The sequence below is a fragment of the Mucilaginibacter agri genome (genome assembly GCF_009928685.1).
In the GTDB taxonomy this organism is placed as follows: domain Bacteria; phylum Bacteroidota; class Bacteroidia; order Sphingobacteriales; family Sphingobacteriaceae; genus Mucilaginibacter; species Mucilaginibacter agri.
Genome location: NZ_WWEO01000041.1, coordinates 386,274 through 398,235, shown reverse-complemented (window position 1 = coordinate 398,235; position 11,962 = coordinate 386,274). Strand labels below are relative to the sequence as shown.

Below are 11,962 nucleotides of genomic sequence, written 5' to 3'. Positions count from 1 at the left end.
GGCAACATCCCCCCTGCAATGCCGCTAAGTGCCCCTGCGCCAGCACAAATACTATGTGTGCAGATTATACCGTATATGATGATTTCCTCGACTTTCTGATACCGGGAATAAAAAAGTAAAATTTATCTGTAACCTTTCCGTGTTTTTGCACATCTAACTAACAAAACACAACAATCCGGCAAAATATTGCAGTATAGCCGGAAGCACTAAATTTTAATTAACCATTTAAAAAAGAACTAAAAAATCTTTACCTGGAATTCTATTGCCCAAATTTTACACTACCAATCACACATCTCATGAAACCGATCATCAATAAATTTATATGTTTTATATGCCTCGTTACCGGATTTTCCGCAGCGAGGGCCCAAAGCTCCGTATCTGCCGTAAAGGTATCGGGCTCGCTTGTTAACGAACAGGGTAAACCTGCCGACTTTGCTACCGTAAGCCTGCTAAAAGCAAAAGATTCTGTTGTGGTTAAAGGTGGGCTCTCTAATGAAAGCGGCGCTTACAGCTTTGCCGGTATCCGTCCGGGCAACTATGTGATCAAAGCAACCATGGTAGGCTACCAAAAAGGCCTAACACCTATAACCGTTGGTGCGGTAAACGTTATTGTACCCGTTATTAAAATGCTGCCAGCCAGCAAAACCTTAAGTGCAGTTAACATTGTGGCTACCAAACCCTTAATTGAACGCCGCAGCGACCGCACCGTAGTAAACGTAGAAAACAGCGTTTTGGCTGCGGGTAATTCAGCAATGGAAATTCTGGAAAAAGCTCCGGGCGTTAGTGTTGATAAGGACGATAACATCAGCTTAAACGGCAAACAAGGCGTTACCGTAATGATCAATGATAAGCTTACTTATTTGTCGGCAGCCCAATTAGCCACGCTACTGCGCTCTACAGACGGTAATACCATCCAATCATTGGAGATCATCAGCAACCCATCAGCTAAATATGATGCTGCGGGTAATTCTGGTATCATCAACATTAAACTTAAAAAGAACCGCGAAAGTGGTACAAATGGCAATTTAACAGCAACCGCAGCTTTAGGTAAATATTTTCGCGATAATACCAGCTTAACGCTAAATCATAAGCAAGGTAAATTTAGCTTCTTCGGAACATTGAGCCGCGGCGACAACAAACGCGAAAACAACATCCGCATAGATCGCAGCGTACCCGGCGCAGACAGCACTACCTATTTTAGCCAGAAAACTAAAATGTTGGACGACAACCACTACAACAACTATCGTGTGGGCGCAGACTTCGCCATGACTTCAAAAAACACGCTTGGATTTGTTGCCAGTGGTTATTATAATCCAGATGGCAGCAACAACAACAATACTACTTATATCGGTAGCCAACCTTCGGTATTTTCTTCTTATCAAAACACGCTGACAACCATCAGCCAAACTTATAAGAACTTTGCTTTCAACATTAATGATAAATTAGAGATAGACACCGCCGGACAGGCCTTAAGTGTAGATTTGGATTATTCTAAATTTAACAACAACTCCAACGCCCAATACGACACTTACTATTATAATATAAACGGCACCCCGGCAGGCACGCCATCGATGCTAAGAAACCAAACACCATCAACTATCGACATCCGCACAGCTAAGGCAGATTACACACTCCCATTCAACAAAACCACTAAACTGGAATTTGGCGCCAAATACAGTAACGTAAAAACCGACAATGATCTGGAAGCCCAGATTAGCACCCCGACAGGATATGTTAATGACAGTACCCGTACCAACCACTTTATTTATACCGAAAAAATTGGTGCCGGCTACTTAAATTTCAGCAAAAGCTTTAAGAAAACATCTATCCAATTTGGCGTAAGGGCTGAGAATACTACTTCAAATGGAAATTTAGTTAGCAGCCACCAGGTGGTCGACCGCAGTTATCTTAACTTTTTCCCAAGTGCGTTTATTAACCACACCATCAATGATAAAAACGAAATTGGATTTAACTACAGCCGCCGTATCGATCGTCCAAGTTATGAAGATCTTAACCCCTTTGTTTATTACCTCGATCAATACACTTATATGCAAGGTAACCCGTTTTTAAAACCCCAATACACCAATTCTTTCGAGGTTAACTACACCTATAATCATAACATCAACGTAACTTTTGGTTATAGCCATACCACCGATGTAATTACCGAGGTTATTGTAACCGATACTGTTAAAAAAGCAACTTACCAAACAACGTTGAATCTACAGTCGCAAGATTCTTACAATTTAAATCTTAACGTTCCTTATACTTTTACTAAGTGGTGGAGTGGCAACGTTAATTTCACAGGCTTTTACCTGGGCTTTAAATCTGGTAATGATACCCCGCAACCCGGTTCTGTTTACAATGGATACTTAAACGGTGGCAAAGCAGCCTTCCAGCTTAAAACTACCAGCACGTTTAAAATAACCAAAACCTTTAAAGCCGAGTTTATGACTAATTATCAGTCAGAACTACAATACGGTTATTATACCATTAAACCACAATATAATTTTGATGGAGGATTAAGTAAATCATTCGCAGATAAAAAGCTGAACATAAAATTATCTGTAAGCGACATATTTAACACCCGCAAAAACAATGTGATTGCCCGTTCTAATGATAACATTATCGATATACACCAAAAGAACGAAACCCGCGTAGGGCGCTTAACTTTTACCTACAACTTTGGCAACAGCAAAATCAAAAGCCGCGATCATCAAACCGGCGCAGATGATGAAAAGAACCGCGTGAAAAACCAATAAAAGAGAGTCAAGAATCGAGAGACAAGAATCAAGACTTTCTTCAAAAAGAAGAGAATTACAAGAATTAAGATGATCTGTATAAATTAAAAGGGAAGGAAGATTAAATCTTCCTTCCCTTTTGTTTATTCGCCTAACAAAACATCTTGATTCTTGTCTCTCGATTCTTGATTCTGGCAGCTTACTGTCCTACCATAAACACCGCGTTGCTGAACATCAGTTTTCCGTTTTCCCAGAAACTGCGGAATAGTGGATCGTCAACAAAATAAACTACCGAGCCTCGCCCCATGCTTTCAACACCAATCAACATACCATCTACAATTTTGGCTTTTGATTTCTGCCCCACAAAACCCGATACATAATTGTCTTTTTTAACAGTACCCACGTTCCAGCCCTCGTCGCCAAAAAAGTCGTAAACATCGTCACTAAGTTTAAGGGTATAATAGTAGTTAGGGTAACCAAAACCAAGCGGATGGGTATTGTCGAGATTAATCTTATAGATAGCCCCGGGTACGGATGATTTTAAATCGTCTCGATTGCGGGCTTCATAAGTACGTATTGGTTTGCTTTTAGCGTCGTCCTTTTTATCCTCTTTGCGTTTTATGCCGAATGAGCCTTTGCCAACCAACGCACCAACGGCGTCGCCAAGGGCAATTAACCGACCACCATCGCGAATCCAGCCTTGCAGTTTATCCAAAGGCAAATCGTTATAGTTACCGTCGGGGAAGATAGCGACGTCGAAATCACTGATCTTAATCCGGTTCAAATCCTGCACCCGCACCAAGGTAACAGGGTAATTAATCTGTTGCTCAAACAGATGCCAGATCTCGCCCATTTCTTCTGAATTTATCTGATCGCCGGTTAACAACATTACCTTTGGTTGGCGCATGCTGCGGATAGACGACGAACCCAGATCGGCTCCCTTTTCAACAAAACCCGAAGTTAAGGCAACCGGTTTGCGGTTGTTGCGAGCTGCTATATCGGTTACCATTTTATCAAAATCGGCCCGGTTATTCCCGGCACGCTCAACAACCAGCGAACCTGCGCTAAACTTTTTACCACCCGCTTCAAACGGGGTTTCAGAGTAGCGAACTTTTATATGATTCTTATATAACTCGGCTAAAAACTTCACGTCCGTTACCGATTGCCAAGGCAGGGCATAGGCGTAAGCATGCGTAAGAGTTACCTGCGCCGAGGCTGATTCGGGTGTCATACTTTTTGGCGAAGGGTTAGCAAGTGGTTCTTTCAAACCATAGGCTTTTAACCCATACGCGTAGGGTAAAGACCAAGCAGTAATATCATAGGTATTAGAGTCGGGAATAAAAGTTTTAGGCTCCAGCAATACATTTAGCAAAACCGCTTTCGGTTGGTATGCACTGATCACCATGTCCTTCGGCTTAACATCGAAGTTCTCTTGCTTACCGTTAAAATAGTTATAACCAGCGGCAGTATGATTCAAGCCAAAGCTGTATTTGATTCCGTTTTTGGTAAGCAATTCCGCCAGCATATCCATTTTGTCGTCGTTATCATTTTTGATCACGTAGCCTTTGTATTCGCCCGGCGGGTTGGTGCGGCCGTTATCAAAAAACTTTTTGTATTCGGTAAGCAATTTGGTGGCGTAAGCGGAGGCCATTTCGATGGTACTTAAACCTGTAGTATGGTGGTGCTCTATACGGTCGGCCAGGGTTAGCGTATCGCCACTGCGGGTTAGTACAGCCAGACCAGCGCTAATACCGCCCTGCTCAAACGTCATCCCTATGGAGCCGTTGTAAATAGGATAGGTGTCGCCGTAAGATGGGTATAGGAGGTCAAACTCCTCCTTGGTAAAATAAGTCCAACCGTGCTGATCAAAATATTTGGCGTTGTTTTTACCGATGATGGTTTGAAACTCGCGCTGCCAAACGGTGATATCTTTGTGAAAAGGCTCTGCAGCTGGGGCAAAATAGTATGGGTTATTATAACCTTGTTCGTGGTAATCAACGTGAATTTGTGGCAGCCATTGGTTAAATACTACCAAACGGGCCTGAACTTCTTTTTGCGTTTGCCATGCCCAGTCGCGGTTAAGATCGAAGTAATAGTGATTTACCCTACCACCCGGCCAGGGCTCCATGTGTTCGCGAGCCTGGTTATATGGGTCGGGCGTAACGCCGCGTACCGAATTATAGAAGTTAACGTAGCGGTCGCGTCCATCGGGGTTTAAACACGGGTCTATAATGATCACCGTGTTTTTTAGCCACTGTTGTGTTTGTGCGTTGCCGGTATTCACCAAGTCATACAGCGTTTGCATGGCAGCCTCGCTTGATGCCGGCTCATTGCCATGCACATTGTAACTTAACCACAAAACCACCGGTCCGCCGGTCGAGCCGGTGCCGGGTGTAAGGCCGGCAAGTTTCATATTGTTATCGCGGATCTCGTCCAACCGGCCAATGTTTTCGTCGGATGCTATGAAAGCCAGCATCAAAGGGCGACCCTCGTTGGTAGTGCCATATTGCTGCAGCTTAATGTTTTTAGAAACGCCAGCTACATACCTAAAATATTCGGCAATGCGATAGTGAGGGGTAAACTGGTCGCCAAGTTTGTAACCCAGAAATTCGGAAGGCGATTTGATCTGCTGAGCAAGTGCAGCAAGGCTAAAGCTCAGCATTAAAACAAGTGAGTAAAGTTTTTTATGCATAATGTTAAGCTAAAGCTAAATAAAGAATTTAAAAGTTAGTGTATCTGGGTTGAATAGGATTGATTTTTATAGATTTAGCTACATCATAAGATCTAAATGAAAATTATCGGATTGCACATAGCCCACTCTCATTAGTTATAATTGCGTTAACCTAATTTCTAACAAATTTCAAGCTCCATAACTCTGGTTTTGTTTCCATTTCGTTGTATACAGCATTTATAAGCTTATTCTCCTTGATATCCAATACTAATGTGGCCTGTCTTTGTTCAAACATCAATTGATTAATAATTTCAGGCTGATTTAACGTTTTGTACTGAATTACGTTAGCATGTTTAAGATAACTATTAATCAAAGAGAATCTCATTTTATTAGACCCTATAAATAATCCATTCCCAACAAGACGCTTTTTTAATGTGTCATTTTTAAGAATATCGATATCCATAAAAAAAGCATTATTATTATTCGTGATAAACGCAGTCCCTATCTTTTTGCTGCCCCTCCATATTACCCAGCTTCCAGAATTAAAGTTGATATTCATCTTATTATTAAAATAATCATAGGTAAGCCTTAAACGTCTGATATGATCATATTTTCTGGAGTTAAACTCCTGCAATTTTTGCGCATAAAACATCGCGCTATCTATCAAGCTGTTAGCAAATTTCTTGTTATTAAAGTTGTTATACTCGTCACCTGCCCAGATTTCGAAAGACGACATAGTGTTTTCAATACCATACTCCCCTAAATATGATTTGGTAAGTTTCAATGCGGCATTTCGATAAAACCTACTTTTGATCAAACTTTGGCTATCCCCTGGTAAACTATATAAATTTCCCAACGACCGCATTACAGTAACCTGAGTATATTTTTCTTTGTCTTTTTTAGAGGTTTGACTTTTAGGACTTAATTTGTTATAGGCCAAAAGATTCATATCAATAGCATCTCCAATTTGACCAATTGATGCTAAATACCTTGCATAATCATTTAAAGCTGTTGGCTCCAACATTGCTGCAATTTTATCAGTCATTTTTTTTGATATATCAAAAGTTACCTGATTAATCTTAGAATAATAAATCCCTGAAAGGCTTGCTTTTATATTATTGTCTACGTAAGCATTTGACATCTGTTGATAATACTCCTTCTCAGCATTTTTCAGATCATTTATCTCATTTCTTATACTACTTGCCGCAGAACTGATAGCTGTTTCCTGCTTCTCTTTTTTATTAGAATAAACTGTATAAAGGGAGTTAGCAGCCGTAAATAAGAAGGCAATAACACTTAAGATAAACGGATAGTTTTTATACCACTTTTTACTATCTTGTAGCTTTTCGACTTTGGCCTGAACCTCATTTAGTTCATTTTTTAAATCTCGCAACCCTTCTTCATTGTTGTGTCCATTGGGCGTATTTTCAGAAATATCCATTGTGGCAACTTTAGGTAATTAAATATCTATCAATTAAATATAGTGTTTTTTGCTCCCCATGTACTTGTTCAATCTCAAGTATTTAAAAGAAAGTTCTATTTGGAAATAAAGCTTAATCAGCCCAATAAAACACCCACTTAATTAACCATTATTTACCTTTGTATAATGACACCCCAACAGGCCTTACACAAATATTTTGGTTATACCGAATTCCGACACGAGCAGGAAGCTATTGTTCAGCAGATACTCGATGGCGGAGATGCCCTGGTACTCATGCCGACGGGTGGGGGTAAGTCGCTATGCTATCAGTTACCTGCGGTTTTGCTTAGTGGCCTAACCATCGTAATATCACCGCTGATAGCCTTGATGAAAGACCAGGTGGATGCGCTGAATATTAACGGCATACCTGCAGCTTATTTAAATTCCACTCAGAACCCAAACGAGCAACAACAGATTGTTAGTCGGCTGCAGTCGGGCGAAATCAAATTACTTTATCTGGCTCCCGAACGTTTGTTTGGATCAGAAAGCCGGTTGGTATCATTTCTGAAAACATTGAATGTAAGCCTTATCGCTATAGACGAGGCACACTGTATCTCGCATTGGGGGCACGATTTCCGGCCGGAATATCTGATGCTGGCCAACTTTAAAACAGAGTTTCCGCAAACGCCCGTTATTGCGCTAACTGCTACCGCCGATGATCTGACCCGGAAAGATATTCGCGAAAAATTAGCACTGCGTAAGCCCCGGGAATTTGTATCCTCATTTAACCGGCCGAACATCAGCTACAAGGTAGCGCCTAAACGCGATGCCTACAATCAGTTACTCGACTTCCTGGATGAGCACAAAGAAGATTCGGGCATTATCTATTGCCTGAGCCGCCAGAATACCGAAGACCTTGCCGCTGACCTGCAAAAGCAAGGCTACGCGGCTAAGGCATACCATGCTGGTCTCGATAATGAAACCAAGGCCCGCAACCAGGATCAGTTTCTACGCGACGAGGTTAAAATTATGGTAGCTACGATTGCCTTCGGCATGGGCATCAATAAATCTAACGTGCGCTATGTGGTGCATTACGATCTGCCTAAAAATATAGAAGGTTATTACCAGGAAACCGGTCGCGCCGGTCGTGATGGCTTACCCTCCGAAGCCTTGTTATTTTACTCGGGTGGCGATGCATTTAAATTGCAACGCTTCGCGAAAGTCGACGGTAACGAAGAGCAAAGCCGCATTATGCTGAAAAAGCTGGACGATATGGTAAAGTATTGCCAACTACAAACCTGCCGTCGCCAGTATCTGATGCATTATTTTAACGAGCAGTTTCCCGACCATTGCGGCTCGTGCGATGTTTGTTTAACCGAATTCAAGAAGGTCGACGGAACTGTAATTGCCCAAAAAGCACTCTCGGCTGTATATAGGCTTAATCAGCGTTTCGGTACCGGTTACGTGATCGATTTTTTGCGCGGGTCGCGGAGTGAGAAAATTCGCGAAGAATTTAAACAACTCAAAACTTACGGTATTGGGGCCGATATGAGCAAAGCAGAATGGCAGCGTTATATTGGTCAGTTAGTTATACAAGGTTATTTACAGGTTACCGACGATGCCTATCCAATACTTAAACTCACCGCCGCAAGCGAGCCAGTTTTAAAGGGACAGCAAAAGGTAGAATTCTCTATTTCCGAGGCTATGGAGTTAGAAGTTGCCGAAAACCAGCCGTCGGTTTACGAAGCGGGTTTATTGCACCAATTAAAAACTACCCGTTTTAACCTGGCCATGAATGAGAATGTGCCGGCTTACATTATCTTGTCCGACGCTACATTACAGGAAATGGCAACTTACCTGCCGCAAAGTTTGCAGGAGTTGAGCCGCATTTCAGGCTTCGGTGAGGTAAAACTGCAGCGTTACGGCGATGCTTTTCTAAAAGATATATTAGCCTACTGCCACCAACATGGACTGGCATCTAAGATCAGCACCAGGAAGGTTAAGGCAACCAAGACTAAAGCTAAAAGTCCACGGGCTTCATCCGGAGGTACACAACGCGAAAGCCTGGACATGTATAAATCGGGCATGGATATAGTGGAAATTGCAGGTATCCGCAACTTATCGCCCATGACCATCGAAGGCCATTTATGTTCCTTTATTCAGTCAGGTGAAATTGAAGTGACCGAGTTTGTAGATCAAAAAAAGATCCCAGTCATAAAAGATGCCGTAGAAAGCTATGGCGGAGATCGATTAGCACCCCTAAAAGAAGTATTAGGCGACAATTATAGTTACACAGAGATCAAAGCCGTGGTAAGCTGGCTGAAGCGGGAAGCATAATGTAAAGAACCTTTTTACGGGATGTTTTCAAAATAATCCTTATATATGCCCCAATTTTAAATAAGCTGTTATGGTTATAGAACCCAAAATACGTGGATTTATCTGTTTAACTGCCCACCCTGCGGGATGCGAGCAAAACGTGATCAACCAAATCAATTATATCAAATCTAAAAAAGCGATAGACGGTGGTCCGGCTAAAGTATTGGTTATCGGCGCTTCTACCGGTTTCGGGCTGGCTTCGCGCATTACCAGTGCCTTTGGTTCTGATGCGGCTACTGTTGGTGTATATTTCGAAAAACCTCCTGCTCCGGGTAAACCGGGTTCAGCTGGCTGGTATAATACTGCTGCATTCGAAAAGCAAGCTCACGATGCTGGCCTGTACGCCAAAAGCATCAACGGCGACGCTTTCTCTGACGAGATCAAAGAAAAAACTATCGCCCTGATCAAAAAAGAACTCGGTCAGGTTGATTTAGTAATATATAGCCTGGCATCGCCACGCCGCACCAACCCAAAAACCGGTGTTGCACACAACTCGGTTATTAAACCAATTGGCGAGGTTTTTACCAATAAAACGGTTGATTTTCATACCGGCGTAGTTTCCGAAATTTCGATCAACCCGGCTACGGAAGAAGAAATTGCCAACACGGTTGAAGTTATGGGTGGCGAAGATTGGGCAATGTGGATTGATGCCATGAAAGAAGCTAATGTTTTAGCTAACGGTGTAGTTACTGTTGCTTACTCTTACATAGGCCCAGCTTTAACCGAAAAAGTATACCGTAAAGGAACCATTGGCCGTGCAAAAGACCATCTGGAAGCTACTGCTTTCGAGATCAATGACAGCTTAAAAGCTATCGATGGCAAAGCTTTGATCTCGGTAAACAAAGCATTGGTTACCCAGGCAAGCTCGGCAATTCCGGTTATTCCATTGTATATCTCCCTGCTTTACAAAACCATGAAAGCAGAAGGAATTCACGAAGGTTGCATAGAGCAGATCCAGCGTTTATTCGAACAGCGTTTATACAATGGTAGCACCATCCCTACAGATGATAAAGGCCGTATCCGTATAGACGATTGGGAAATGCGCCCGGATGTGCAAGCCAAAGTTGACGAGCTATGGAAAATTGCCGATACGGAGTCGCTTAAATCAATTGGTGACCTGGCTGGCTATCACGGGGACTTTATGAACCTATTCGGGTTCGAAGTTCCGGGTGTTGACTATACTGCAGATGTTAACGAAGTAGTAGAAGTATCAGGCTTAGTTAGCTAAATGCTTCCTGGCGTAAATAATAAAAGAGGTTGTCTCAAGCATATTGAGGCAACCTCTTTTTTGTATAGCTTTGAATATAACCGAAACACGTGAGCACTATAAACACTTCGCAACAGCAAAAGGCAGAAACCTTTAAACTACTCCATCAACGCAGTGGCTTATTTGTAGTGGCAAACGCCTGGGATGCCGGCTCGGCCAAAACATTAACAAGTTTGGGGTTCGAAGCTATTGCTACCACCAGTGCTGGTTTAGCCTTTTCGATGGGCCGGGTTGATGGCGAGGGTTTAGTTTCCCGTGAGGAAACCTTGTTAAATGCACGAAGTGTTGTTGAGGCTACCCACTTACCGGTATCAGCCGATTTAGAAAACTGTTTTGGCGACGATCCAGAGTTTTGTGCAGAAACTATCTTAATGGCAGCCAAGGCGGGTTTGGCCGGAGGTTCGATAGAAGATGCAACAGGCAATCCGGCTGGCCCTATCTATTGTTTCGAACATGCGTTGGCGCGTGTGAAGGCAGCGGTCGCCACAGCCAAAAGTTTGCCTATTCCCTTTACTCTTACGGCCCGTGCCGAGAATTTAATTCATGGCAGTACCGATTTAAAAGACACCATCCGCAGGTTAGAAGCATTTGCCGAAGCAGGCGCCGATGTGGTATTTGCTCCCGGATTCAAAACAATAGAAGATATAACAGCGGCAGTAAAAGCTGTAGCACCATGCCCTATCAACGTAGTTATGGGCATACCTAACACCAATTTTTCGTTAAACATGCTGGCCGACATCGGTGTGAAAAGGGTAAGTGTAGGCGGTGCATTTTTCCGTGCAGCTTATTCATCCTTTCTTACCGCTGCCGAAGAAGTACGTCAGCATGGTACATTTGGCTTTGGCAACATGGCTACGCCAACAACCGAGTTGAACAAGATCTTTAAATAAAAAAAGGTCCCCCTAAAAACAGAAGACCTTTTACCGTATATATAGAAACGCTTACGCGTTGACGAAGAAATTATTTACCCGCCGACTGATATTGCTCAAACTTCATGGCACGCTGCCTATGTGCATAAGCCGACCAAATATGGTACCCGATACCCACCAAGAAGCATTGCGCAGCATAATCCCAGGTTATGGCCTGAGTAGCCAAAAGGTGCCAGTTAACAAAAATGGCGAATGGCAGATACAAAAATACTGCGGTGATCTCGCCGGGCGAATAAGTTTTGGTTCGGCCGCTACCCACGACATGAAAGATGGCGTTTACTGCCAGTATAGATGTAATAGCCAGCAACCAGGATATGCCTTGTGTGCATGTGCCAAAAAACAAGGGTATAAAAGAAGCTATCACTAAAACCAGATTAATCAAGGTTAACCGGCTTGTGGTAATGCTCGATGCTATTTCGGGTTTGTAATCCCGGTACCATTTGATAAAGCCGCCGGGGAAAACAAACTCTTCTATTATATGTGCTATGATGGCGAGCGGTAGTAACCATGCCATTAAAAAAAACCTATCCATCGCTGAGTAATTCTGTATTACTCAACAAA

At 42.7% G+C, this 11,962-nt stretch carries 7 protein-coding genes; 4 read left to right on the top strand and 3 right to left on the bottom strand.

Translation table 11 applies throughout. The features are described from left to right. Positions 1–296 precede the first annotated feature (296 nt). Positions 297–2,759, top strand: a complete 2,463-nt coding sequence (locus tag GSY63_RS09085; RefSeq protein ID WP_166585473.1) for an outer membrane beta-barrel family protein — start codon at positions 297–299, stop codon at positions 2,757–2,759. A gap of 178 nt (positions 2,760–2,937) precedes the next feature. Here GSY63_RS09085 and GSY63_RS09080 read toward each other — a convergent pair whose 3' ends face one another. Then, entirely contained in the window at positions 2,938–5,430 is a 2,493-nt protein-coding gene (locus GSY63_RS09080; RefSeq protein WP_166585472.1) for a M14 metallopeptidase family protein, read from the bottom strand. Positions 5,431–5,581: 151 nt separating this feature from the next. Further along, positions 5,582–6,850: a transmembrane protein 258 gene (locus GSY63_RS09075; protein WP_166585471.1), complete on the bottom strand. Its 1,269-nt coding sequence runs from the start codon at positions 6,848–6,850 to the stop codon at positions 5,582–5,584. A gap of 165 nt (positions 6,851–7,015) precedes the next feature. Between GSY63_RS09075 and recQ the strand changes: the two genes are divergently transcribed. The 3 genes from recQ to GSY63_RS09060 all read left to right on the top strand — a co-directional run bounded on the left by recQ (position 7,016) and on the right by GSY63_RS09060 (position 11,362). Beyond that, a complete protein-coding gene (gene recQ / locus GSY63_RS09070) occupies positions 7,016–9,166 on the top strand; it encodes a DNA helicase RecQ (protein ID WP_166585470.1) in 2,151 nt (716 codons plus the stop codon). A 70-nt stretch (positions 9,167–9,236) separates the two neighbouring features. Beyond that, complete coding sequence (gene fabV, locus GSY63_RS09065) at positions 9,237–10,433, top strand: enoyl-ACP reductase FabV (RefSeq protein WP_166585469.1); 1,197 nt, start codon at positions 9,237–9,239, stop codon at positions 10,431–10,433. Between the two features lie 89 nt (positions 10,434–10,522). Further along, the gene (locus GSY63_RS09060) at positions 10,523–11,362 is read left to right on the top strand and encodes an isocitrate lyase/PEP mutase family protein (protein WP_208094497.1); all 840 of its coding nucleotides are present in this window, start codon (positions 10,523–10,525) and stop codon (positions 11,360–11,362) included. A 70-nt stretch (positions 11,363–11,432) separates the two neighbouring features. On the opposite strand, the gene GSY63_RS09055 is transcribed toward GSY63_RS09060, so the two are convergent. Further along, entirely contained in the window at positions 11,433–11,915 is a 483-nt protein-coding gene (locus GSY63_RS09055) for an HXXEE domain-containing protein (protein WP_166585468.1), read from the bottom strand. Positions 11,916–11,962 lie beyond the last annotated feature (47 nt).

Coding starts and splice junctions, on each gene's coding strand:
- GSY63_RS09085 (WP_166585473.1), top strand. CDS start 297: ATGAAACCGATCATCAATAAATTTATATGTTTTATATGCCTCGTTACC.
- GSY63_RS09080 (WP_166585472.1), bottom strand. CDS start 5,430: ATGCATAAAAAACTTTACTCACTTGTTTTAATGCTGAGCTTTAGCCTT.
- GSY63_RS09075 (WP_166585471.1), bottom strand. CDS start 6,850: ATGGATATTTCTGAAAATACGCCCAATGGACACAACAATGAAGAAGGG.
- recQ (WP_166585470.1), top strand. CDS start 7,016: ATGACACCCCAACAGGCCTTACACAAATATTTTGGTTATACCGAATTC.
- fabV (WP_166585469.1), top strand. CDS start 9,237: ATGGTTATAGAACCCAAAATACGTGGATTTATCTGTTTAACTGCCCAC.
- GSY63_RS09055 (WP_166585468.1), bottom strand. CDS start 11,915: ATGGCATGGTTACTACCGCTCGCCATCATAGCACATATAATAGAAGAG.